Genomic DNA, 24,191 nt, shown 5'->3' on the forward strand with positions numbered 1-24,191 from the left:
CACCACGGGCGCATTCGCACACCTCACCCCCGTTAGACTCGTCCTTTGGCACGTTTGCGTCCAGCACACTCGACGGCCGTCGACGCGTCTGCGGGACCCTCAGCCAGCCAATCGGAAGCACGGGAAGAGATGTCGGCACCGAACAAGTCGTACGACCCTGTCGAGGTCGAGGCACTGAAACCGGAAGAGATCGAGCGCGTCCAGGGAGAGGCGCTCGCCGCCTTCGCCGCCGCGGACTCGCTCGAGGCGCTTCAGGAGGCCAAGGTCGCGCACACCGGCGGCACGTCGCCGCTGGCGCTCGCCAACCGCGAGATCGGCGCGCTGCCGCCGCAGGCCAAGGCCGCCGCGGGCAAGCTCGTGGGCCAGGCCCGCGCCGCCGTCGGCCGGGGCCTCGCCGCCCGCCAGGCCGAACTGGAGGCCGAGCGGGACGCGCGTGTCCTGGTCGAGGAGGCCGTGGACGTCACGCTGCCCTACGACCGCACGCCGGCCGGTGCCCGCCACCCGCTGACGACCATGATGGAGCGCGTCGCGGACGTCTTCGTGTCCATGGGATACGAGATCGCGGAGGGCCCCGAGGTCGAGGCGGAGTGGTTCAACTTCGACGCCCTGAACTTCACGCCGGACCACCCGGCCCGGCAGATGCAGGACACGTTCTTCGTCGCCGGTCCCGAGGGCCGCGAGAAGACGGTCGGCGACGAGTCCGGTGTCGTACTGCGCACCCACACGTCCCCCGTGCAGGCCCGCTCGCTCCTCGACCGGGAGCCGCCGGTCTACGTCGTCTGCCCCGGCCGCGTGTACCGCACCGACGAGCTGGACGCCACGCACACCCCGGTCTTCCACCAGATCGAGCTGCTCGCCGTGGACGAGGGCCTGACCATGGCCGACCTGAAGGGCACCCTGGACCACATGGTCAAGGCGCTCTTCGGCGACGACATGAAGACGCGGCTGCGTCCCAACTACTTCCCGTTCACCGAGCCGTCCGCCGAGATGGACATGGTCTGCTACGTGTGCCGCGGCGAGTCCGTCGGCAACCCGGACCGGCCGTGCCGCACCTGCGGCAGCGAGGGCTGGATCGAGCTGGGCGGCTGCGGCATGGTCAACCCGCGCGTGCTGACCGCGTGCGGCGTCGACCCCGAGAAGTACAGCGGATTCGCCTTCGGGTTCGGTATCGAGCGGATGCTGATGTTCCGCCACAACGTCGAAGACATGCGAGACATGGTCGAGGGTGACGTCCGGTTCACCCGGCCTTTCGGGATGGAGATCTGATGCGGGTCCCGCTTTCCTGGCTGCGGGAGTACGTCGACCTCCCCGCCACTGAGACCGGCCGCGACGTGCAGGCCAAGCTCGTCGGCGTAGGACTTGAGGTCGAGACCGTCGAGCAGCTCGGCGCCGACCTCAAGGGTCCGCTGGTCGTCGGCCAGGTGCTGACGATCGAGGAGCTGGAGGGCTTCAAGAAGCCGATCCGGTTCTGCACCGTCGACGTCGGCCAGGCCAACGGCACCGGTGAGCCGCAGGAGATCGTCTGCGGCGCCCGGAACTTCGCTGTCGGCGACAAGGTCGTCGTCGTGCTGCCCGGCGCCGAACTGCCCGGCGGCTTCGCCATCGCCGCGCGCAAGACGTACGGCAAGACCTCGCACGGCATGATCTGCTCCACCGACGAGCTCGGCATGGGCGACGACGGCACGCACGGCATCATCGTGCTGCCGCCCGAGCACGAGGCCGGCACCAACGCGATCGAGCTCCTGGAGCTCGTCGACGAGGTGCTCGACATCGCCGTCACGCCGGACCGCGGCTACTGCCTGTCGATGCGCGGCATCGCCCGCGAGACCGCCATCGCGTACGGCCTGCCGCTGCGCGACCCGGCGCTGCTCGACGTGCCCGCGCCGAACGCGAACGGCTACCCGGTCAAGGTCGCCGACCCGATCGGCTGCGACCGCTTCACTGCACGCACCGTCACCGGTCTGAGCCCCGAGGCCCGCTCGCCGATCTGGCTCCAGCGCCGCCTCCAGAAGGCCGGCATGCGCCCGATCTCGCTCGCCGTCGACGTCACGAACTACGTGATGCTGGAGCTCGGTCAGCCGCTGCACGCGTACGACCGCTCCCTCGTCCAGGGCACCATCGGCGTGCGCCGCGCCGAGCAGGGCGAGAAGCTCACCACCCTCGACGGCACCAAGCGCACGCTCGACGCCGAGGACCTGGTCATCACCGACGAGCGCGGCCCGATCGGCCTCGCCGGTGTCATGGGCGGCGCCAACACGGAGATCGCCGACCACGGCGCCGAGTCCGGCACCACGGACATCGTCGTCGAGGCCGCGCACTTCGACGCGATCACGATCGCCCGCGCCTCGCGCCGTCACAAGCTGACCTCCGAGGCGTCCAAGCGCTTCGAGCGCGGCGTCGACCCGGGGGCCACGTCCGCCGCGGCCCAGCGCGTCGTCGACCTGCTCGTCCTGCTCGCGGGCGGCACCGCCGACGAGGGCGTCACCGAGGTCATCTCGCCCGGCGCCCCGCACACCATCACGATCCCGGCCGACCACGCGGACAAGGTCGCGGGCGTCGCGTACGGCCGCGAGACCGTCGTGCGCCGCCTCCAGCAGGTGGGCTGCGACGTCTACGGACAGGACGCCCTGACCGTCACCGTCCCGTCGTGGCGGCCCGACCTGACCGACCCGAACGACCTCGCCGAAGAGGTCATCCGCCTGGAGGGCTACGAGAACCTGCCCTCCACGCTGCCGAAGCCCCCGGCCGGCCGCGGCCTCACCGAGCGGCAGCGCACGCACCGCCGCGTCGGCCGCGCGCTCGCCGGTGCCGGTTACGTCGAGGCGCTGAACTACCCGTTCATCGGGCAGGCCGTCCTCGACCAGCTGGGCCTGGAGAAGGACGACCCGCGGCGCGTCACCGTCGACCTGGTCAACCCGCTCTCCGACGAGGAGCCCTCGCTCCGTACGACGCTGCTGCCGGGCCTGCTCGGCGCGCTGCGGCGCAACGACGGCCGGGGCAGCCACGACCTGGCGCTCTTCGAGACGGGCCTCGTCTTCCGGCCGACCGGTGACGAGCACAAGGCCGTGCGCCTGCCCGTCGACCGTCGTCCCACCGACGAGGAGATCGCCGAGCTCACCACCGCGCTGCCCGCGCAGCCGCGCCGCGTCGCCGTCGTCCTCGCGGGCGCCCGCGAGCAGGCCGGCTGGTGGGGCAAGGGCACCCCGTCGAGCTGGGCGGACGCCATCGAGGCCGCGCGCGTCGTGGCCCGCGAGGCCGGTGTCGAGCTGACGGTCCGCGCCGACCGGCACGAGCCGTGGCACCCGGGCCGCTGCGCCGCCCTGTACGCGGGCGACCAGCTGGTCGGTCACGCCGGTGAACTGCACCCGCGCGTCGTCAAGGCGCTCGGCGTGCCCGCCCGGACCAGCGCCATGGAGCTCGACCTGGACCTCCTGGAGCAGGCGAACGACGGCGCCCTCCAGGCGCCGCGGATCTCCACGTTCCCGGTGGCCACCCAGGACGTCGCGCTCGTCGTCGACAAGGGCGTCCCGGCCGCCACCGTCGAGGACGCCCTGCGCGCCGGAGCCGGTGAACTCCTGGAGGACCTCCGGCTGTTCGACGTGTACGAGAACGCGGAGCAGCTCGGCGAGGCCAAGAAGTCCCTCGCGTACGCGCTGCGCTTCCGGGCCGGCGACCGCACGCTGACGGTCGAGGAGGCCAGTGCCGCGCGTGACGCGGCGGTCGCCCGCGCCGCCGAGAGCACCGGGGCGGTGCTGCGCGGCGCGTAACCGCGCGCGAAGCCGCACCTGAGGGGCGTATCCGGGACACCGGGTACGCCCCTCACTCGTTCGAGTGAGGATTGTCCATGATCCGTTCCTGACGGGGCAGGCGCTCGACAGAATCGTTGCGGCCGCCGGGCCGACCCGGTGCGCGCTGTACTGGGCCGAGGGGGCCGTCGGCATGATCCGTACCAAGGCAACGGAGCCCACCCGCACCGAACCCCGGCGTGTCCGGCGCACGTTGATGCTGGGCCTGCCGACCGTGTGGGGTGCGGTCGCCATGACGTACAAGCTCGTCTGTCCGCTCGCGCAGCTGGAGGGGATCGCCGCGCGCATCACGACCAGCGCCGTCTTCTTCGCCGTCGGCACCGGGCTGATACTGCGCGTACGCAACAGCCTGATGCGGGAGTTGAAGGACGCGCAGGCCGTCGCGACCGCCGCGCAGTCCGTGCTGCTGCGCCCGCTGCCGCACCGGATCGACGGTCTGGCGCTCGCCGCGGACCAGCGCTCCGCCGACCGCGGCGCCAGCATCGGCGGCGACCTGTACGACGTCGTCGCCACCGACCACGGCGTCCGCGTGGTCATGGGCGACGTACGAGGGCACGGCATCGCCGCGCTCGGCACGGTCGGTGCGGTCCTCGGCAGCTTCCGCGAGGCGGCGTACGACGAGGACGAACTCGGGCCGCTGATGCGGAGGTTGGAGCGGGCGCACGCCCGGCACCTGCGCCAGCGCGCCCGCGACGAGCACCCGTCGTCCGGAGGCGGTGAGCCGGAGAGCCCGATCGCGGAGGAGTTCGTGACGCTGCTGCTCCTGGAGATCCGCCGGGACGGGGTGGTGCACGCCCTCAACTGCGGCCACCCGTGGCCGTATCTGCTGCGGCCCGGCTCCGCGCGCGCCGTGGAGCCGATGAGCGGAGGCGATCCGATGCCGCCGCTCGGCCCGTTCCCGCTGCCCGCCGAGCTGCCGTCGGTGCGCTGCGGGCGGATCAGGCCGGGGGAGGGGATGCTGCTGCACACTGACGGCATCGAGGACGCCCGCGACGCGCGAGGCCGGTTCTTCCCGCTGCGCTCCACGCTCACCGCCACCATGCGCCGCGGACCGATCACCCCACAGGCCGTCATCCACGCGGTCTACACCTCGCTGCTGTGCCACGTCGGCGGGCGGCTCGCCGACGACGCGGCGCTGCTGGTGCTGCGCAACGACCGGAGCAGGGTGCCCGCCCAGCACGGCGAACCCGTGGTGCGCGCCGCCCACAAGGTGCTCTGACGGTCCACGCCGCGCGTCGCCCTCCGGGGGCGCGGCACCGGGGCGCGTCGTCCGCCCGCCGCTGAGTGTGTCGGGCAGGCGAACGGGCGGACGACGCGGGAACGGGCCGCCGCGCTGTACGAGGGGGAGCCGGCGGCCCGGCCGGCCTCTTGCGAGGCAGTTCAGTCAACCGGGCCACTACCTGCCACAACAGCGCGCACGGGCCACGGAGTTGGGCATTCCGATCACACCCCGTGTGAACCCGCCTCGACTAGGCTGGCGCACACCGAGCCAACGGAGGGCAACGGAGGCTTCCGATGCAGCCCAACACCCTGCTCGACGCGATCCTCGACGAGGCCGGGATCTCCCACGCGGGACTCGCGGCCCACGTCAACCAGGTGGGCAAGGCGCGCGGCCTGGCCCTGCGCTACGAACACACCGCGGTGGCGCGCTGGTTGAAGGGCCAGCGGCCGCGCGGCCAGGTGCCGGACCTGATCTGCGAGGTGCTCGCGGCGCGGCTCCAGCGGCACGTCACCCTCGACGACATCGGCCTCGGCATCTCCTGCGAGCCGGTCGCCGCGCACGTCACCACGCTGTCCGGCTTCGTGGAGCGCGCCACCGCGCTGTGGCGCTCCGACCAGCAGCAGCGCCGGCACATCCTGGACGCGCCCGCGGTGACCGGCACCCCGGCCGTGATGCCGGTGTGGGAGTGGGAGAACCCGCCGGAGGACAACGACGTCTCGCGCGGCGGCCGCCACCCGGTCAGCGTCGCCGACCTGGAGATGATGCGCTCGGCCCGCGCCCACTACGAGCAGATGTACCGCAAGGCGGGCGGCATCGCCACGCGCAGCCGCATCGTCGGCTTCCTCAACACCGAGGCGGCGCCGCTGCTGCGCGGCAGCTACACCGACGACACCGGGCGCCAACTGCACCGCGCCACGGGCGGGTTGGTGGCCATCGCGGGCATCTGCGCGTACGACTCCGACGCGCACGGGCTCGCGCAGCGCTACTTCCATCAGGCGCTGCGGCTCGCGAAGGCCAGTGGGGACCGGGGGCTCGGCGCCTACGTCATCGCGCTGCTCGTCAACCAGTCGCTGCACATGCGGGAGTACCGGCAGGCGGTCGCCTTCGCGGAGGCGGCGCTGCGCGCCGCGGGCCGGCACATCTCCCCGGCGCTCGCGTCGGACCTGTACGCGATGCAGGCTAAGGCGTACGCGCACCTCGGGGACGGCACGAGCGCCCTGGAGTGCATCCGCCGTGCCGAGTCGGCCGCCGATCGCATCCGGCGCGGGCACGAGCCGGACGAGACGGGTTACGTGCAGCCGGGATTCGTCAACGTACAGGTGGCGGAGGCCCTGTTGAGTCTCGGGGACTACGCCGCCGCCAAGGAGCACGCGCAGGAAGCGGTGCACACCCCGGCGCACGATCGGGGGCGTGTGCACCGGCTCGCGGTACTGAGCCAGATCCAGCTCAGACAGGGGAACGCGGAACAGGCCGTGGCCACCGCCGTGGAAATGGCCGAGACCGCTCGGGGCATGGAGTCGCAGCGCCTGCGCGACAGACTCCGTGCCGTCCGCGAACATCTCGTGCGCAGCGGCTGCGCCGGCACGGCCGAGGCCGCCGAACTCATCGACGGGGCCCTGCGCGTGCCGCTGTGAGCCTTTACGCGGGGAGCCCGCGACCGCCACTGCTGCGATATTGCCAGCAACTCGGCGGAAGGTGGCAGAACCGTGCAGTGGACGAAACAGAACGAACAAACTGTGTATGCAAACCGATGGTTCAGCGTCAACCTGGCAGACGTGGCTCTGCCGGACGGCCGGCACCTCGACCACTTCGTGATACGGCTGCGCCCCGTGGCCGTCGCCACGATCGTCAACGAGGCACACGAGGTGCTCCTGCTGTGGCGGCACCGTTTCATCACCGACAGCTGGGGCTGGGAACTGGCCGCGGGTGTCGTCGAGGACGGCGAGGACATCGCGTACGCGGCGGCGAGGGAACTGGAGGAGGAGACCGGCTGGCGGCCGGGACCGCTGCGGCACCTGATGAGCGTCGAACCGTCCAACGGCCTGACGGACGCCCGACACCACATCTACTGGACCGACGAAGGAACGTACATCGGCCACCCCCAGGACGACTTCGAGTCGGACCGCAGGGAATGGGTCCCGCTCAAACTCGTCCCCGACATGATCGCTCGCGGAGAGGTCCCGGCCGCCAACATGGCGGCCGCACTGCTTCTCCTGCACCACCTCAATCTCGGCTAGCCCGCCCCGTGGGCTAGTGCCCGAGTGCCTGCCACACCGTGACGATCACAGCGGCGACCGAGGTCAGCGCGGCGACCGCGGGCAACGGCCAGCGGTTGTGCTCAAGAGCGCTGATCCGGTTGCTCAGATCGTCCTGATCCTTGGCGGTCTGGTCGTCGCGGTGGGTGAGCAGGGCCATTTGACCGTCGATGCGGGCCAGCCGGACCTCGAAGACCCTTCGTAACTCTGCGAGTTCTTCGGGGACCACTGGATGCTCCGGGTCGGTGGTCACGAAACCGCTCCTTCCGTGCTCGGGACGTGAAGTCCTGTCATCGCTCTGATGACGCACCGGAAGTCAACTCGCCTGGTGGGCGCGGCGGGAGCGTGTGCGACAGGCATATGCGAGTCAGCCGCGCACTCCCCGTGCGAACGCAGTGGGCCCGGTGCTCCGAAGAACACCGGGCCCACGAGCGGACTACGTTGCGTGGTCAGCCGTAGGTGTAGAAGCCCGAGCCGGACTTCCGGCCGAGCCGGCCCGCGTCGACCATGCGCTGCAACAGCGGGGGAGCGGCGTACAGCGGCTCCTTGTACTCCTCGTACATCGAGTCCGCGATGGAGACGATGGTGTCGAGGCCGATCAGGTCCGACAGCTTCAGCGGGCCCATCGGGTGGGCGCAGCCCAGCTCCATGCCGTTGTCGATGTCCTCGCGGCTCGCGATGCCGGACTCGAACATCCGGATCGAGGAGAGCAGGTACGGCACCAGCAGCGCGTTCACGACGAAGCCGGAGCGGTCCTGGGCGCGGATCGCGTGCTTGCCGAGGATCTTCTCCACCAGGGCCTGGGCGCGGCTGATGGTGCCCTCGGACGTGGTGAGCGCCGGGATCAGCTCGACGAGCTTCTGCACCGGGGCCGGGTTGAAGAAGTGGATGCCGACCACGTGGTCCGGGCGGGACGTCGCCACGGCCAGCTTCACCAGCGGGATGGACGAGGTGTTCGACGCGAGGATCGCGTCGGACCGCGTCACGACCTGGTCGAGGACCTGGAAGATCTCCGTCTTCACCTGCTCGTTCTCGACGACGGCCTCGATGACGAGGTCCCGGTCGGAGAACTCGCCGAGGTCCGTGGTGAAGGTGAGCCGCTCCTGGGTCTCCGCCAGCTCCTCCTCGGTGATCTTGCCGCGCGAGGCAGCCTTCGCGAGGGAGCTGAGCAGTCGGGTACGGCCGTACTCCAGGGCCTCGCCGGTGGTCTCGGCCACCTTCACGTCGAGTCCCGCACGGGCGCAGACCTCCGCGATCCCGGCGCCCATCTGGCCGCAGCCCACTACGCCGACGCGTTGGATGTCACTCAAGGGGTCCGTCACCTCGTGCCTCTCGCTCTTCGTCCGGGGCCACCCGCGCCAGCGGCACGGTGTCGCCCCCGGGGGCTTCCGGATCCGCACGTTACCCCGTAGACATGGGAGGAGTGGAGCCCGGGTTAACGGCTGTTCATGCGGCCGGCACCGTGTCGCACGAGGTTGGGGGGAACCCATGGGACATATCTCACGTCTTTCCCGGCGCGGTTTCGCGCTCGGCGCCGCCCTCGCGCTGGCCGCGACCACGGCGGGGGACGCCGTCGCCTCGGTGCCGGTGCGGGGGGAGCTGCGGGGCATGTGGCTGGCCACGGTGGCGAACCGGGACTGGCCCTCGCGGGCCGGCCTGAGCGCCGCCGATCAGCGCGCCGAACTGCTCGCGCACCTGGACACGGCCGTGGCCCGACGCCTCAACACGGTGATCTTCCAGATCCGGCCGACCGCCGACGCGCTGTGGCCGTCCCCGCACGAGCCGTGGTCCGCGGTCCTCACCGGCACCCAGGGCCAGGACCCCGGCTGGGACCCGCTGGGCACGGCGGTCACCGAGGCGCACCTGCGGGGCCTGGAGCTGCACGCCTGGTGCAACCCGTACCGGATCGCCAACCACACCGACGTGACCCGGCTGACCCCGACGCATCCGGCCCGGCTGCACCCCGAGTGGGTCGTCCCGTACGGCGGGAAGCTCTACTACAACCCCGGGCTGCCGGAGGTCCGCCGGTTCGTCGTGAAGGCGATGCTGGACGCGGTCGCCAAGTACCCCGTGGACGCCGTGCACTTCGACGACTACTTCTATCCGTACCCGGTCGTCGGCCAGGTCTTCGACGACGACGCGGCCTACGCGGAGCACGGCGGCGGCTTCCCGGACCGGGCGGCCTGGCGGCGCGACAACATCGACCGGCTGATCCGGGAGACGGCGGCCCGCATCAAGAAGACCCGGCCGCGCACCACGTTCGGCATCAGCCCCTTCGGCGTGTGGCGCAACAGGGCGACCGATCCGCTCGGCTCCGACACCACGGCGGGCGTGCAGACCTACGACAACCTGCACGCGGACACCCGTAAGTGGGTGCGCGAGCGGTGGATCGACTACGTGGTGCCCCAGGTCTACTGGAACATCGGGTTCACGGCCGCCGACTACGCCAAGCTCGTGCCGTGGTGGGCCGACGTCGTGCGCGGCACGGGGGTGCGCCTGCACATCGGTGAGGCCCTTTACAAGGCGGGTGACCCCGCGCAGCCCGCCGCCTGGCAGGACCCGGCCGAGCTGTCCCGGCACCTCACGTTCGCGGACGGCTTCCCCGAGGTGCGCGGGCACGTGTTCTTCTCGGCCAAGGAGGTCGGGCAGGACCGGATCGGCGCGATGGCCCGCGTGGTCGCGGACCACTACGCTTGAACCGGGCGGCGCTGGTCGGGCTCAGCGCTTCTTGACGTTGATGTGCCGGACGACCGCGTCGGGGCCCGGCGACATGATGGCCTCGTGGCCGTCCTCGTACCGGACGCGGAACGGCGGATCGCCGTCCGCGCCGAGCACTTCGATGATCTGCGCCACCCGGTCGTGCTGCCCGACGGTCCTGCCGTGCACCAGGAGCTGGTCGCCTACGGTTGCGCGCATCAGGAGTGACCTCCTCGACGTGCCGTACGTGCCGACGTTTGCGGCAAGTGTACGGCCGCGCACGGCAGTTGGACCCGTCTCAGCCGCGTGCGCGCTGCGTGACCGCGATGCACAGCAGGACCGCCACCGCGGTGAGCGGCGCTGCCACCGGCAGCGCCTCGCCGAGCAGGGCGACCGACCACACGAGGGTCAACAGCGGCTGTGCGAGCTGGAGTTGACTCGCCTTCGGAATGCCGATCAGCGCCATGCCCCGGTACCAGACGACGAGACCGAGGAACTGCGAGCCGACCGCCACCCACGCCAGCCCCGCCACCGCGTGCCCGGTCAGGTGCACGGGCTCGTACGGCAGTGAGATCGCGGCCCCCGCCGCGGCCAACGGCAGACAGAGCACGAGCGCCCACGCGATGACCTGCCAGCCCGGCAGCACGGACGCGAGCCGGCCGCCCTCGGTGTAGCCCGCCGCGCAGATCAGCAGCGCCGCGAAGAGGAACAGGTCGGCCCGGGTGAGGGCGCCGCCGCTCTGCTGCACCGTGAACGCGATGACCGCCGCCGCGCCCCCGCACGCCGCCACCCAGAACGTGCGCGAGGGCCGGGCGCCGGTGCGCAGCGAGGACAGCACGGCCGTGGTCAGCGGCAGCAGGCCCACCACGACCGCCGAGTGCGCGGTCGTCGCCGTCTCCAGGGCCAGCGTGGTGAGCAGCGGGAACCCGACCACCACCCCGGCCGCGACGACGGCGAGCCCCGCCCAGTGCCGCCGACCCGGAACGCGGACGCGCAGCGCCAGCAGACAGCCGCCCGCGACGAGCCCGGCCAGCAGGCAGCGGACGCTGATCAGCGAGTAGGGGCCGAAGCCTTCCAGGCCCCAGGCGGTCGCGGGGAAGGTGAGCGAGAAGGACGTGACGCCGAGCGCGGCGAGCAGGGTCCCGGCGGCCTTCCCCGGCCCGGTCCGCGGCAACGGGGGCGACTCCGGCCGCGCGGCCACTGCTATCCGATCCTGCGCGATAGCGCTATTCTGTGCTCTCATGCAACAAGGTAGCAGTGTGGGCGAACTGGCGAAACAGCTGCGGAGCGAGCTTGACCGCTACTCACCTGGAGAGAAGCTGCCGTCGAGCCGGAGCCTCGTCGAGCGCTTCAAGGTCAGCCCCGTGACGGTGTCGCGGGCGCTCGCCCAGCTCGCCGCCGAGGGGCTCGTCGTCACCCGCCCCGGAGCCGGCGCCTTCCGGGCCGAGCGGCGTCCCGTGGCGGGTCCGGTCGGCGACACCTCCTGGCAGGAGGTCGCGCTGAGCGCCGACGCCGCGACCGAGGTCGTGCCGCGCGCGGTCGACGCGGCGGGCGTCCTGGTGACGCTCTCGTCGCCGCCGCCCGGCGTGATCGAGCTCAACACCGGCTATCTGCACCCCGTGCTGCAACCGGGCGCCGCCCTGTCCGCCGCTCTCGCGCGGGCCGGGCGACGCCCCGGCGCCTGGGCGAAACCGCCGGTCGACGGCCTGCCCGAACTGCGCGAATGGTTCGCCCGCGGCATCGGCGGGGCGATCTCCGCGTCGGACGTACTGATCACGTTCGGCGGTCAGTCGGCGCTCACCACGGCCCTGCGCGCGCTCGCCCCGCCGGGCGCCCCCGTCCTCGTCGAATCGCCCACGTACCCGGGCATGCTGGCGATCGCGCGGGCCGCCGGGCTGCGGCCCGTGCCGGTGCCGGTGGACCGGGACGGGGTGCGCCCCGAACTCCTCGCGCAGGCATTCAAGGCGACCGGCGCCCGGCTCTTCGTGTGCCAGCCGCTGTTCCAGAACCCGACGGGGGCGGTGCTCTCCGCCGAGCGCCGCCCCGAAGTGCTGCGGATCGCCCGGGAGGCCGGGGCGTTCGTGATCGAGGACGATTTCGTGCGCCGCCTCGTGCACGACGACGCCGGACCGCTGCCGAGGCCGCTGGCGAGCGACGATCCCGACGGCGTGGTCGTCCACGTCTGCTCGCTCACCAAGGCGACGTCGCCGAGCCTGCGCATCGGCTGCCTCGCCGCCCGCGGCCCCGTCCTCGAACGGCTGCGCGCGATCCAGGTCGTCGACCACCTCTTCGTGCCGCGCCCCCTCCAGGAGGCCACGCTCGAACTCGTCGGGTCCCCGTCCTGGTCCCGTCATCTGCGGTCGCTGGCGGGCGAGTTGAGGACGCGCCGCGACATCCTGGCGGCGGCCGTCACCACGGAGCTCCGGGACCTCGACCTCACGCACATCCCCGCCGGCGGCTACCACCTGTGGCTGCGGCTGCCCGACGGCCGCGACGAGGCGGCCCTCGTCTCCGGCGCGCTGCGGGCGGGCGTCGCGGTCGCCCCCGGCCGTCCGTACTTCTCGGCGGAACCTCCGGCGCCGCACATCCGGCTCAGCTTCGTGGGTGTCGCGACGACGGGGGAGATCACGGAGGGCGTGCGCCGCCTGCGGCAGGCGTGCGCGCAGGCGCCGGTCGCCAAACCGTTCGACGTGCCCGTGTCCGACCTGTGAGGATCCCGGCATGACCAGCTCACTGCCCGACGGGTACGAGATCTCCACCGACCCCGCCCGCCTCGACGCCGCCCGCGTCCACGGGTGGCTCTCCGAGGACGCGTACTGGGCGCTCGGCCGCCCCCGCGACCAGCAGGACAAGGCCGTCGCCGGCTCCCTCAACTTCGGCGTCTACGACACCGCGTCCACCGAACAGGTCGCCTACGCCCGTGTCATCACGGACGGGGCCACGTTCGCCTGGCTCTGCGACGTCTACGTCGACCGCTCCGTGCGCGGCAAGGGCATCGGCGGGGCGATGGTGACGTCCGTCCGCGACCACCTCCAGCCCCTCGGCATCCGCCGCATCCTCCTGGCCACCCAGGACGCCCACGGCGTCTACCGACAGGTGGGCTTCAACCCTCTGGAACACCCGGACCAGTGGATGGCCCTGTACTTCCCCCAGTAGCCCTCCGGCAATAAAGCCCTTGGGGCGGCCGGACGACGGCTCCGGCACATCAAGCCCTTGGGGTGTCCGAGCGACGGCTCCGGCAATTGGAGCCCCTGCGGCGATTGAGCAGCGGGGTCCGGGGCGGAGCCCCGCGGCCGCACCCCCGGCTACCCGTCGGCCGACCGGTCGGCGCGGTAGTCCGTGGTGAGCACCAGATCCTTCGCGGGCCCCTTCACCCGCCACACACTCCGCCACCGATCATCGCCGTACACGGTGAACTCCCCCCGGTACAGATCCGCCGAACACGGATGGTCGGCCACATGCCGCCCCGCCCGCAGATCCAGCCCATGAAAGAACCGCCCGTCCGCGAACCGCACCACCGCGGTCCCCGCCTCCTCCCCGGGCCCGTACAGGAGCGTGCGCTCGGCCGGCCGCACCACACCCCGCCACTCGAACGTCCCGGACTCGAAGTGGACCAGCCCCCCGCCGTCCGCGGTGAACACCGTCGTCCCACGGAACACCCCGGTCAGATCCTCGGCGAGGTCCCGCACCGTCCGCTCCACGCGCCAGCGCCCCGCCAAGAACGCCAACACATCGGAAACCGGCCAGAGTTCACCCGTCACCTGCTCCACTCCCGCTCACCTCTGCGCGAACCGTTGACGCGCGTATCGCTGCTTCCTATCTTGCCGTTCGCAGTTTAGGACGCCGTACGAAATGTCGAACGACGAACAACGAGTGGGAGTGCCGCATGACGCGTGGACGACGCAGACGCCGGGGTATCGGGCTCGGAGCCGCGATCGGAGCCCTGCTCGCCGGGACGGCCGCCGTGCCCCCCTCGGCCACCGCGGACGAGAACGCCACCGACTACACCGTCACCGTCGACCCCACCCGCGCGGGCGCGGCCATCGACGACACGATGTACGGCGTCTTCTTCGAGGACATCAACCGCGCCGCCGACGGCGGCCTCTACGCCGAACTCGTACAGAACAGGTCCTTCGAGTACTCCACCGCCGACAACGCCTCGTACACCCCGCTCACCGCCTGGACGACCAGCGGCGCCGCGAAGGTCGTCGACGGCGACGGCAGACTCAACGCCCGCAACCGCAACTACCTTTCCCTGAGCGCCGGTTCGAGCGCCACGAACTCCGGCTACGGCACCGGCTACACCCTCAAGAAGGGCGAGACGTACGACTTCTCGGTCTGGGCGCGCGGCGGTTCCGCGCTGACCGTGACCCTCGGCGACGCCGACGGCGCGCTCGCCGCGCCCCGCACGGTCCGTACGCGCGGCGGCTGGGCGCAGTACAGAGCGACGTTCACGCCGAGGCAGGACACCACGACCGGCCGGCTCGCCGTCGCCACCTCGCGGGACGCCGCGCTCGACATGGTGTCGCTGTTCCCGCGCGACACCTACAAGGGCCGCGAGAACGGCCTGCGCAAGGACCTCGCGCAGAAGGTCGCCGACCTCGATCCCGGCTTCGTGCGCTTCCCGGGCGGCTGCCTCGTCAACACCGGCTCCATGGAGGGCTACGACGAGGCCTCCGGCTACGAGCGCAAGCGTGCGTACCAGTGGAAGGACACCGTCGGCCCGGTCGAGGAGCGCGCCACCAACGCCAACTTCTGGGGCTACAACCAGAGTTACGGCCTCGGCTACTACGAGTACTTCCAGTTCTCCGAGGACATCGGCGCGATGCCGCTGCCCGTCGTGCCCGCCCTCGTCACCGGCTGCGGCCAGAACAGGGCCACCGACGACGACGCGCTCCTGAAGCGGCACATCCAGGACACCCTCGACCTGATCGAGTTCGCCAACGGCCCGACGAGCAGCACGTGGGGCAAGCTCCGCGCGCGGATGGGCCACCCGAAGCCGTTCCGCCTCACGCACCTCGCGGTCGGCAACGAGGAGAACCTGCCGAACGAGTACATGGCGCGCTTCAAGCAGTTCCGCGCCGCCATCGAGGCGAAGTACCCGGACGTCACCGTCATCTCCAACTCCGGCCCCGACGACAGCGGTACGACCTTCGACACGGCCTGGAAGCTCAACAGGGCGGAAGGCGTCGACATGGTCGACGAGCACTACTACAACAGCCCGCAGTGGTTCCTCCAGAACAACGAGCGCTACGACTCCTACGACCGGCAGGGCCCCAAGGTCTTCCTCGGCGAGTACGCCTCGCTCGGCAACCAGTGGACCAACGCCATGGCCGAGGCCGCCTACATGACGGGTCTCGAACGCAACGCGGACGTCGTCGAACTCGCCTCGTACGCGCCGCTGTTCGCGCGCACCGACACCGTGCAGTGGAAGCCCGACATGATCTGGTTCGACGACCAGAAGTCGTGGGGCTCGGCCGACTACGAGGTGCAGAAGCTCTTCATGCGCAACGTCGGCGACCGGGTCGTCCCCTCGACGGCCACCGCCACCCCGTCGACCCTGGAGCCGATCACCGGCGCCGTCGGCCTGTCCACCTGGGCGACCAGCGCCGCGTACGACGACGTGAAGGTCACGGACGCCGACGGGAAGACGCTGCTGAGCGACGACTTCAGCGGCGACGCCGCGCAGTGGACCGGCTCCGGCACGGGGAGCTGGAGCGTCCAGGACGGGCAGTACGTGCAGTCGGACGCGGCCGCCGAGAACACCCTGGTCACCGCGGGCGACCCGAGCTGGCGGAACTACGACCTGCACGTGAAGGCCACCAAGAAGTCCGGCAAGGAGGGCTTCCTCGTCGCCTTCGGCGTCAAGGACACCGGCAACTACTACTGGTGGAACCTCGGTGGCTGGAACAACACGTCGTCGGCCGTCGAACAGGCCGTGAACGGCGGCAAGTCGACGCTTCTCTCCAAGGCGGGCTCGATCGAGACGGGCCGCGCCTACGACATCGACATCACGGTGCGCGGCCGCCAGGTGACGCTGTACCTCGACGGCCAGGAGTGGGGCTCCTTCAAGGACGACAAGCCGGCCGAGCCGTTCCGCCAGGTCGTCACCACGGACAAGAAGACCGGCGACCTGATCGTCAAGGTCGTCAACGCCCAGGACTCCGCGGCCCGTACGAAGATCGACCTCGGCGGCACGGACGTCGCCGGCTCGGCGGCCGTGACGACCCTGACCGCGGCGCCCGAGGCCGAGAACACGGCGACCGAACGGCCCGTGAAACCGGTGACGTCGACCTTCGACGGCGTCTCCGACAGGTTCACGTACACGTTCCCGGGGAACTCGGTGACCTTCCTGAGGATCAAGAAGGACTGAACCCCCTTGACCCGCAGGTGAGTTGGCGCGCGCGGCCCCCGGCCACCAGGTGGGGAGCGGCCGGGACACCCCGTGCCGCGCGCGCCGCACTCGCCGTACGGCGCGCCGCGTGCGCTCAGCCGTTCACGAACCGCATGCTGCCCGCGTCGTAGCGGTCCCCGGCCACCTCGCCGGCCGGGGCCGCCGCGTCGATGGCGGCCAGGTCGTCCGCCGACAGCTCAAGGGTGGCGGCCGCGAGATTCTCCTCCAGGTACTTCTGGCGGCGGGTGCCGGGGATCGGCACCACGTCGTCGCCCTGGTGCTGCACCCAGGCGAGCGCCAACTGGCCCGCGGTGACGCCCCTCTTGGCCGCCAGCTCCTCCAGGCGCTCGACGATCGCGAGATTGCGCTCCAGGTTCCCGTCGGTGAAACGCGGCTGGCTGCGGCGCAGATCGCCCTCCTTGAACTGCTCCGTCGACGTGTAGGCGCCAGTGAGGAAGCCGCGCCCCAGCGGTGAGAACGGGACGAGGCCGATGCCCAACTCCCGGCACACCGGCAGGATGTCCGCCTCCAGGTCGCGCGTCCACAGCGAGTACTCGCTCTGGAGTGCCGCCACGGGATGCGTCGCGTGCGCCCTGCGCAGGGTGTCGGCACCGGCCTCCGAGAGGCCGAGATGGCGGACCTTGCCCTCCTCCACCAACTCGGCCATGGCGCCCACGGTCTCCTCGATGGGCACGTCCCGGTCGACGCGGTGCAGGTAGTACAGGTCGATGTGATCGACGCCGAGCCGGCGCAGCGAGGCCTCGCAGGCCTGGCGGACGTAGGCGGCGTCGCCGCGGATCTCGACGGGGTCGCCGAACTTGTTGGCGAAGCCGAACTTCGTTGCCAGCACCGCCTGTTCACGGCGGCCCGGCGCGGCGAGGGCGCGGCCGATCAGCTCCTCGTTGTGCCCGGCGCCGTAGAAGTCCGAGGTGTCGAGCAGGGTGACGCCGAGATCGAGCGCCCGGTGGATCGTGCCGATCGACTGCTCGTCGTCGGACGGGCCGAAGCCGTGGCTCATGCCCATGCAGCCCAGGCCCTGCGCGGAGACGGTCAGCGAGCCCAGACGGCGAGCGGGAAGGTTCGACATGGGTGTGCGGCCTCCTGTGGTGATGCCGTAGCGGTACGTGGTCGACCGTATGACCTGAAGTGCACTTCAAGGCAAGTGTTCGAGCGCCGGGTACGCTGCCCGCGCGCCGGGCACGCCGGAGCGCGAGGAGGGGGAGCGGTCATGAACGCAGGGCGGAACCGGAGCGGCCGGGCGGGGGCGTGCGCCACCCTCGTGGCCTGCGCGCTCATCGCCTCGGGGTGCGGTACCGGTGGCGGGGCAGCGGGGAGCGGCGCCAAGGGGAGCGCCTCGCCGAAGCCCCAAAAGGCCGCGCTCTCCTGGAAGTTCGAGCACATCGCCGCCTTCGACGGCGAGCTCACCGACGTCGCGGTCCTCGCCGAGGACGACATCTGGGCGGCCGGGGCCGAGAACGACGGCGGCGCTTCACCGCTGCTCCTGCACTACGACGGCGAACGGTGGACCCGCGAGGCCCTCCCGGACGCCTTCGGCGCCGGGGAGGGCTACCCGCCGATGCTCGAAGAGGTCGGTGACAAGGCCCTGTGGATGCGCTCGATGCCCCGCGAGGGAGCCGCCGCGCCCGCCGAGTGGGCCCAATGGGACGGCACGGCCTGGACCGCTCTGCCGAACCCGCCGCCCGGCGGCGCCGGAGACCTGGAGGCCACGTCCCCCGACGACATCTGGACGCTCGCCGACGAGCAGACCGCCGCCCACTTCGACGGCGCCCGCTGGACCACGACCCGGCTCCCCTACAAGGTGGGCGACCTGGCCGTCGCGGGACCCGACGACGTCTGGGCCGTCGGCTCCCGCTCCACCGGGCCCGGCACGGAGACGGTGCACGGCGAGGCCTACGCCCAGCCCGCCTCCGCGCACTGGGACGGCACGTCCTGGAAGGCCGTGGACACGCCCGGGGCCCGCTTCGAGGAGCCCATCCCGCCCGAGCCCAGCGCGGGCCTCGGCCGGGTCGTCGCCCTGGAGGGCGGCGAGGTGCGCGCGTACGGCACCAACTCCTTCAACCACGGCGAGGTCGAACCCGAACCGGAGGACCAGTACATCCGCCTGCGCTGGGACGGCGACCGGTGGGTCGACCAGGCTCCTGCCCCCGGCCAGTGCGCCCTGCGCATCCCGACCGGCCAGGAGAAGGGCGGTCTCTTCCTCGACGGCAACTGGTACCTGACCGACGACGACCGCTGCGTGAAGATCGCACGTCAGCGGCTGCCGCGGTCGACCGGCGCGCGCACGACCTCGAACCAGCAGCTCTGGCTGAAGGAGATCCACCGCGTGCCCGGCACCGACGAGTGGATCGGCGCCGGAAAGGTGGAGGTCATGCAGAGCGGCGACCCGTTCGGCGCGCCCGTCGTCGTACGTCTCGAACGCGGGGACTGACCGGCGGACGGCACGGTGCCCGCCGGTCGGTCGCCGGGTCACTCCGGTTCGACGGGGAGCCACAGCTCGCAGGTCGCGGTGCTGAAGTCGGCCGCGCGCTCCAGGACGGCGACGATCGAGGGACCCGGCCGCAGCCGCCACGGGTTCGACGGGAACCACTCGGTCGCGGTCGCCGCCCACGCCGACTGAAGCGTCTGCGGGTACGGGCCACTGGTGCGGAAGACCGCCCAGCGCCCCGCCGACACCTCGATGGCGTCGAGGTCGTCGGGGACGGACGTGCCCCGGTCGAGGGCGACACCGTGCAGATACGTCAGCTCGGTGCCCTCCCGGCCGTCGGGGTCGACGTCGTCGCAGACCTGGAGCAGGCCCGCCGGATCGGTGTCGCCCAGTTCCTTCAGGCGCTGGTGCTCCTCCTGCGGCAGCGCGGCGATGTGCTGCTGGATGTGCGGATTGACGCCCACGTGGATGAGCGGGACCCGGGTGGCGTGTCCGGCCAGGCGGAACGCGGGGCGGTCGACAAGACGGGTGTCCATGGGTGAGCTCCCTTCGACGGTCAGGCGGAACCTGAGCTGCGGTTGTGTACGAAGGGGGCCTCCGTCGCGGCGCACCTCGCCGGGACCGGCGCCGTGCACCGACCGGAACGCGCGTCCGAACGCCTCACCGGAGCCGTAGCCGTACCGGACGGCGATGCCCAGCAGGTCCTCGTCGCCCCGGACGACGTCCCCGGCGGCCACCGTCATACGGCGCCGACGCACGTACTCCGACAACGGCATCCCCGCCAGGGACGAGAACATCCGGCGCAGGTGGTACTCCGTCGTGCCGAGCGTTCCGGCCAGTCCGGGGACGTCGAGGTCCTCGGTGAGGTGCTCCTCGACGAGGTCGACGAGCTGGTTGAGTGCCGAGATCATGAGGCCTCCCTTTCGGCTTCCACCCTGGCGGCGGGCGCCCCGGCCGCGCCCGACCGTTGCGAACCGATCCGATCATGCCGCCCGCCGGGACTCGGTGCCGACCACGAACTGATTGCATAAACGTGCACAGCGACGTATAGTCATGCCATCCAAGAGGAGGGTTCCATGGCGGTACGCGCAGCAGTGGCGGGAGCGAGCGGATACGCGGGCGGCGAAGTGCTGCGCCTGCTTCTCTCGCACCCCGAGGTGGAGATCGGCGCCCTGACGGGCAACTCGAACGCGGGGCAGCGCCTGGGCGCGCTCCAGCCGCACCTCCACCCGCTCGCCGACCGAGTCCTCCAGGAGACCACGGCCGACGTGCTCTGCGGACACGACGTCGTCTTCCTGGCGCTGCCGCACGGGCAGTCCGCCGCCGTCGCCGAGCAGCTCGGCCCGGACGTCCTCGTGGTCGACATGGGGGCCGACTTCCGGCTGAAGGACGCGGGCGACTGGGAGAAGTTCTACGGCTCCCCGCACGCCGGCACGTGGCCCTACGGCCTTCCTGAACTGCCGGGTGGCCGCGCCGCGCTGGAGGGGTCCAAGCGCATCGCGGTGCCCGGTTGCTACCCGACGGCCGTCTCGCTCGCCCTCGTCCCCGCGTACGCCGCGGGGCTCGTGGAGAGCGAGGCCGTGATCGTCGCCTCCTCCGGCACCTCCGGCGCGGGCAAGGCGGCCAAGCCGCACCTGCTCGGCAGCGAGGTCATGGGGAACATGTCGCCGTACGGGGTGGGCGGCGGCCACCGGCACACCCCCGAGATGATCCAGAACTTCAGCGCCGCGGCGGGGGAGCGGGTCTCCGTCTCCTTCACACCGACGCTCGCGCCGATGCCCCGCGGCATCCTCGCCACGTGCAGCGCCAAGGCGAAGCCCGGCGTCACCGCCGACCAGGTGCGCACCGCGTACGAGAAGGCGTACGGCGACGAGCCGTTCGTCAACCTGCTGCCCGAGGGCCAGTGGCCCCAGACGGCGGCGGTGTACGGCTCGAACGCCGCGCAGATCCAGGTCGCGTACGACGAGACGGCTTCTGCAACGGGTCGCGTCATCGTCATCAGCGCGATCGACAACCTGACCAAGGGCACCGCCGGCGGTGCCGTCCAATCCATGAACATCGCCCTCGGTCTCGACGAGACCACCGGGCTCTCGACGATCGGAGTCGCGCCGTGAGTGTGACGGCAGCCAAGGGATTCCAGGCCGCGGGCATCGCCGCCGGAATCAAGAACAGCGGGAACGCGGACCTGGCCCTCGTGGTCAACCGCGGCCCCCGCCTGGCGGCCGCGGGCGTGTTCACCTCCAACCGCGTCAAGGCCGCCCCGGTCCTCTGGTCCGAGCAGGTCCTCAAGGGCGGACTCGTCTCCGCCGTCGTCCTCAACTCCGGCGGCGCCAACGCCTGCACGGGCCCGAAGGGCTTCCAGGACACGCACGCGACGGCCGAGAAGGCCGCCGAGGTGCTGGAGCTGAACGCCGGGGAAATCGCCGTCGCGTCGACCGGCCTCATCGGCGAGCTGCTCCCCATGGACAAGGTGCTGCCCGGCGTCGAGAAGGCCGCGTCGCAGCTCTCCGAGCACGGCGGCGAGAAGGCCGCCATCGCCATCAAGACCACCGACACCGTGCACAAGACGGCGGTCCACGAGGGCGAGGGCTGGACCGTCGGCGGCATGGCCAAGGGCGCGGGCATGCTCGCCCCCGGCCTCGCCACCATGCTGGTCGTCCTCACCACGGACGCCGACCTCGACACCGAGACCCTCGACAAGGCGCTCCGCGACGCCACCCGCGTCACCTTCGACCGGGTCGACTCCGACGGCTGCATGTCGACGAACGACACGGTGCTGCTGCTCGCCTCCGGCGCCTCCGAAGTCACCCCGGAGTACGAGGAGTTCGCGCAGGCCGTCCGCCTCGTCTGCGACGATCTCGGCCGCCAGCTCATCGGCGACGCCGAGGGCGCCAGCAAGGACATCAAGGTCGAGGTGATCAACGCCGCGAGCGAGGACGACGCCGTCGAGGTGGGCCGCTCCATCGCGCGGAACAACCTCCTCAAGTGCGCCATCCACGGCGAGGACCCCAACTGGGGCCGCGTCCTGTCCGCCATCGGCACCACGAAGGCCGCCTTCGAGCCGGACGAGCTGAACGTCGCGATCAACGGCGTGTGGGTCTGCAAGAACGGCGGCGTCGGCGAGGACCGGGACAAGGTGGACATGCGCTACCGGGAGGTCGTCGTCACCGCCGACCTCGCCGCGGGCACCGAGACCGCCACGATCTGGACCAACGACCTGACCGCCGACTACGTCCACGAGAACAGCGCGTACTCGTCATGAACCAGCCCACCGCGCGGAAGCACACCGCGCTCCCGAAGGCCCAGACGCTCATCGAGGCGCTGCCCTGGCTGACCCGGCACCACGGCAAGACCGTCGTCATCAAATTCGGCGGCAACGCCATGGTCGACGAGGAGCTGAAGGCCGCGTTCGCGCAGGACGTCGTCTTCCTGCACCACGCCGGACTCAAGCCGGTCGTCGTGCACGGCGGCGGCCCGCAGATCAGCAGGGCGCTCGACCGGCACGGCATCGTCAGCGAGTTCAAGGCGGGCCTGCGCGTCACCACCGAGGACGCCATGGACGTCGTACGGATGGTGCTCGCCGGACAGGTGCAGCGCGAGCTGGTCGGCCTGCTCAACCAGCACGGACCGCTCGCCGTCGGCATCACCGGCGAGGACGCGCACACCATCACCGCCACCAAGCACCAGCCCCGCATCGAGGGCGAGTTGGTCGACATCGGCCGGGTCGGCGAGATCACCGAGATCGACACCGGCGCCATCGAGGCCCTGCTCGCCGACGGCCGCATCCCGGTCGTCTCCTCGATCGCCCGCTCCCAGGACGACTCCCATGTCTACAACGTCAATGCTGATACGGCGGCTGCGGCACTCGCTGCTGCGCTGGACGCCGAGACGCTGATGGTCCTGACCGACGTCGAGGGCCTCTACGAGGACTGGCCCAACTCCGACGAGGTCATCAGCCGGCTCACCGCCACCGAGCTCGAAAAGCTGCTCCCGGAGCTGGCGAGCGGCATGGTCCCGAAGATGGAGGGCTGCCTGCACGCCGTGCGCAACGGCGTGCACACCGCCCGCGTCATCGACGGCCGCGTCCAGCACTCGATCCTGCTGGAGATCTTCACCGACGAAGGCATCGGCACGATGGTCATCGCCGACCAAGAGGGGGAGGGCCCCGCATGACCGCCAACCAGGAGCTGACGGCGCGCTGGCAGGGCGCCCTGATGAACAACTACGGCACGCCCAGGCTGCCCCTCGTCAAGGGCGCGGGCGCCAAGCTGTGGGACGCCGACGGCAAGGAGTACCTGGACTTCGTCGGCGGCATCGCGGTCAACGCGCTGGGCCACGCCCACCCGGCGATCGTCGAGGCCGTCTCCACGCAGATCGCCTCCCTCGGCCACGTCTCCAACCTCTTCGTCGCCGAACCGCCCGTGGCCCTCGCCGAGCGCCTGCTCCAGCTCTTCGGCCGGGACGGCGCGGTCTTCTTCTGCAACTCGGGCGCCGAGGCCAACGAGGGCGCGTTCAAGATCGGCCGCCTCACCGGCCGCACGCACATGGTCGCCACGACCGGCGGCTTCCACGGCCGCACCATGGGCTCCCTCGCGCTGACCGGCCAGCCCGGCAAGCAGGACGGTTTCACCCCGCTGCCCGGCGACGTCACGCACGTCCCGTACGGCGATGTGGAAGCCCTCAAGGCGGCGGTCACGCAGGACACGGCCTTCGTCATCCTCGAACCCATCCAGGGGGAGAACGGCGTCGTCGTCCCGCCCGCCGGATACCTCAAGGCGGCCCGCGAGATCACCCGTGCCACCGGCACCCTGCTCGTGCTCGACGAGGTGCAGACCGGCGTCGGCCGGACCGGGCACTGGTTCGCGTACCAGGCGGAGGAGGGCGTCGAGCCCGACGTCGTCACGCTCGCCAAGGGGCTCGGCGGCGGCCTCCCGCTCGGCGCCACCATCGCCTTCGGCGAGACGGCGAAGCTGCTGAAGCCCGGCCACCACGGCACGACCTTCGGCGGCAACCCGGTGGCCTGCGCGGCGGGCCTCGCGGTCCTCGACACCATCGCGGGCGACGGCCTCCTGGAGAACACCAAGGCGATCGGCGAGCGCCTCAAGGCCGGGGTCGAGGCTCTCGGCCACCCGCTGGTCAGCCATGTCCGGGGTGAGGGCCTGCTGCTGGGTATCGTGCTCACCGGGCCCCGCGCACCGCAGGTGCAGCAGGCGGCCCAGGACGCGGGCCTCCTGGTGAACGCGCCCGCACCCGACGTCGTCCGGCTCATGCCCCCGCTGAACCTGAGCGACGCCGAGGCGGACGCGTTCCTCGCGGCACTGCCCGCCGTACTGGACGCGGCAGCGGACGACGAAGGACGATCCTGAGGAAT

The 24,191-nt window shown here is 71.6% G+C and carries 21 protein-coding genes; 14 read left to right on the plus strand and 7 right to left on the minus strand.

Translation table 11 applies throughout. The annotated features are described in order from the left end of the window. The first annotated feature begins 129 nt into the window (after nucleotides 1-129). The 5 genes from pheS to ACYBSK_RS10905 all read left to right on the plus strand — a co-directional run bounded on the left by pheS (nucleotide 130) and on the right by ACYBSK_RS10905 (nucleotide 7,265). Nucleotides 130-1,266: a phenylalanine--tRNA ligase subunit alpha gene (gene pheS / locus ACYBSK_RS10885; RefSeq protein WP_457476696.1), complete on the plus strand. Its 1,137-nt coding sequence runs from the start codon at nucleotides 130-132 to the stop codon at nucleotides 1,264-1,266. Next, nucleotides 1,266-3,767 carry a phenylalanine--tRNA ligase subunit beta gene (pheT, locus tag ACYBSK_RS10890; RefSeq protein ID WP_460245922.1) on the plus strand — a complete coding sequence of 834 codons (2,502 nt, stop codon included), beginning with the start codon at nucleotides 1,266-1,268 and terminating at the stop codon, nucleotides 3,765-3,767. Before pheS ends, pheT begins: the two co-directional genes overlap by 1 nt. A 172-nt stretch (nucleotides 3,768-3,939) precedes the next feature. Next, nucleotides 3,940-5,025 carry a PP2C family protein-serine/threonine phosphatase gene (locus tag ACYBSK_RS10895; protein WP_460245923.1) on the plus strand — a complete coding sequence of 362 codons (1,086 nt, stop codon included), beginning with the start codon at nucleotides 3,940-3,942 and terminating at the stop codon, nucleotides 5,023-5,025. A gap of 296 nt (nucleotides 5,026-5,321) precedes the next feature. Continuing rightward, a complete protein-coding gene (locus tag ACYBSK_RS10900; RefSeq protein WP_457476699.1) occupies nucleotides 5,322-6,662 on the plus strand; it encodes a tetratricopeptide repeat protein in 1,341 nt (446 codons plus the stop codon). A 72-nt stretch (nucleotides 6,663-6,734) separates the two neighbouring features. Beyond that, nucleotides 6,735-7,265, plus strand: coding sequence for an NUDIX hydrolase (locus ACYBSK_RS10905; protein ID WP_356385990.1), 531 nt, complete (start codon nucleotides 6,735-6,737; stop codon nucleotides 7,263-7,265). A gap of 13 nt (nucleotides 7,266-7,278) precedes the next feature. Here ACYBSK_RS10905 and ACYBSK_RS10910 read toward each other — a convergent pair whose 3' ends face one another. After that, complete coding sequence (locus ACYBSK_RS10910; protein ID WP_457476700.1) at nucleotides 7,279-7,536, minus strand: hypothetical protein; 258 nt, start codon at nucleotides 7,534-7,536, stop codon at nucleotides 7,279-7,281. Nucleotides 7,537-7,732: 196 nt separating this feature from the next. Beyond that, entirely contained in the window at nucleotides 7,733-8,593 is an 861-nt protein-coding gene (locus ACYBSK_RS10915) for a 3-hydroxybutyryl-CoA dehydrogenase (RefSeq protein ID WP_457476701.1), read from the minus strand. 178 nt (nucleotides 8,594-8,771) lie between these two features. Here ACYBSK_RS10915 and ACYBSK_RS10920 point away from each other — a divergent pair, with 178 nt between their 5' ends. Beyond that, a complete protein-coding gene (locus ACYBSK_RS10920; protein ID WP_460245924.1) occupies nucleotides 8,772-9,980 on the plus strand; it encodes a glycoside hydrolase family 10 protein in 1,209 nt (402 codons plus the stop codon). Nucleotides 9,981-10,001: 21 nt separating this feature from the next. On the opposite strand, the gene ACYBSK_RS10925 is transcribed toward ACYBSK_RS10920, so the two are convergent. After that, complete coding sequence (locus ACYBSK_RS10925; RefSeq protein ID WP_457476703.1) at nucleotides 10,002-10,199, minus strand: DUF1918 domain-containing protein; 198 nt, start codon at nucleotides 10,197-10,199, stop codon at nucleotides 10,002-10,004. 79 nt (nucleotides 10,200-10,278) lie between these two features. After that, nucleotides 10,279-11,223 (minus strand): DMT family transporter, encoded by a 945-nt coding sequence (locus ACYBSK_RS10930; RefSeq protein WP_460245925.1) that lies wholly within the window; start codon nucleotides 11,221-11,223, stop codon nucleotides 10,279-10,281. On the opposite strand from ACYBSK_RS10930, the gene ACYBSK_RS10935 reads away from it, so the two are divergent. Then, nucleotides 11,222-12,691: an aminotransferase-like domain-containing protein gene (locus tag ACYBSK_RS10935; RefSeq protein WP_460245926.1), complete on the plus strand. Its 1,470-nt coding sequence runs from the start codon at nucleotides 11,222-11,224 to the stop codon at nucleotides 12,689-12,691. The two genes, ACYBSK_RS10930 and ACYBSK_RS10935, sit on opposite strands and share 2 nt — an antisense overlap. A 10-nt stretch (nucleotides 12,692-12,701) precedes the next feature. Further along, on the plus strand, nucleotides 12,702-13,136 hold the full coding sequence (locus ACYBSK_RS10940; RefSeq protein WP_457476706.1) for a GNAT family N-acetyltransferase: 435 nt from the start codon (nucleotides 12,702-12,704) through the stop codon (nucleotides 13,134-13,136). Nucleotides 13,137-13,285: 149 nt separating this feature from the next. Here the strand turns inward: ACYBSK_RS10940 and ACYBSK_RS10945 are convergent, their stop codons facing one another. Beyond that, the gene (locus ACYBSK_RS10945) at nucleotides 13,286-13,741 is read right to left on the minus strand and encodes a DUF6314 family protein (protein ID WP_460247000.1); all 456 of its coding nucleotides are present in this window, start codon (nucleotides 13,739-13,741) and stop codon (nucleotides 13,286-13,288) included. A gap of 125 nt (nucleotides 13,742-13,866) precedes the next feature. Between ACYBSK_RS10945 and ACYBSK_RS10950 the strand changes: the two genes are divergently transcribed. Continuing rightward, complete coding sequence (locus ACYBSK_RS10950; protein WP_460245927.1) at nucleotides 13,867-16,353, plus strand: alpha-L-arabinofuranosidase C-terminal domain-containing protein; 2,487 nt, start codon at nucleotides 13,867-13,869, stop codon at nucleotides 16,351-16,353. Between the two features lie 115 nt (nucleotides 16,354-16,468). On the opposite strand, the gene ACYBSK_RS10955 is transcribed toward ACYBSK_RS10950, so the two are convergent. Continuing rightward, a complete protein-coding gene (locus ACYBSK_RS10955) occupies nucleotides 16,469-17,461 on the minus strand; it encodes an aldo/keto reductase (RefSeq protein WP_460245928.1) in 993 nt (330 codons plus the stop codon). 141 nt (nucleotides 17,462-17,602) lie between these two features. Here ACYBSK_RS10955 and ACYBSK_RS10960 point away from each other — a divergent pair, with 141 nt between their 5' ends. Next, the gene (locus tag ACYBSK_RS10960; RefSeq protein WP_460245929.1) at nucleotides 17,603-18,823 is read left to right on the plus strand and encodes a hypothetical protein; all 1,221 of its coding nucleotides are present in this window, start codon (nucleotides 17,603-17,605) and stop codon (nucleotides 18,821-18,823) included. Nucleotides 18,824-18,861: 38 nt separating this feature from the next. On the opposite strand, the gene ACYBSK_RS10965 is transcribed toward ACYBSK_RS10960, so the two are convergent. Next, complete coding sequence (locus ACYBSK_RS10965) at nucleotides 18,862-19,731, minus strand: AraC family transcriptional regulator (RefSeq protein WP_460245930.1); 870 nt, start codon at nucleotides 19,729-19,731, stop codon at nucleotides 18,862-18,864. A 165-nt stretch (nucleotides 19,732-19,896) separates the two neighbouring features. Between ACYBSK_RS10965 and argC the strand changes: the two genes are divergently transcribed. Genes argC through ACYBSK_RS10985 form a run of 4 tightly spaced genes read left to right on the plus strand, consistent with a single transcriptional unit; the run spans nucleotide 19,897 to nucleotide 24,186 of the window. Continuing rightward, nucleotides 19,897-20,934, plus strand: a complete 1,038-nt coding sequence (argC, locus tag ACYBSK_RS10970; protein WP_460245931.1) for an N-acetyl-gamma-glutamyl-phosphate reductase — start codon at nucleotides 19,897-19,899, stop codon at nucleotides 20,932-20,934. Beyond that, nucleotides 20,931-22,082: a bifunctional glutamate N-acetyltransferase/amino-acid acetyltransferase ArgJ gene (gene argJ, locus ACYBSK_RS10975; RefSeq protein WP_457476712.1), complete on the plus strand. Its 1,152-nt coding sequence runs from the start codon at nucleotides 20,931-20,933 to the stop codon at nucleotides 22,080-22,082. The genes argC and argJ overlap by 4 nt, the downstream gene beginning before the upstream one ends. Beyond that, entirely contained in the window at nucleotides 22,079-22,993 is a 915-nt protein-coding gene (gene argB, locus ACYBSK_RS10980; RefSeq protein ID WP_457476713.1) for an acetylglutamate kinase, read from the plus strand. The genes argJ and argB overlap by 4 nt, the downstream gene beginning before the upstream one ends. Beyond that, complete coding sequence (locus tag ACYBSK_RS10985) at nucleotides 22,990-24,186, plus strand: acetylornithine transaminase (protein ID WP_457476714.1); 1,197 nt, start codon at nucleotides 22,990-22,992, stop codon at nucleotides 24,184-24,186. Before argB ends, ACYBSK_RS10985 begins: the two co-directional genes overlap by 4 nt. The last annotated feature ends 5 nt before the right edge of the window (nucleotides 24,187-24,191 follow it).

The organism is Streptomyces sp. BYX5S, assembly GCF_054724165.1.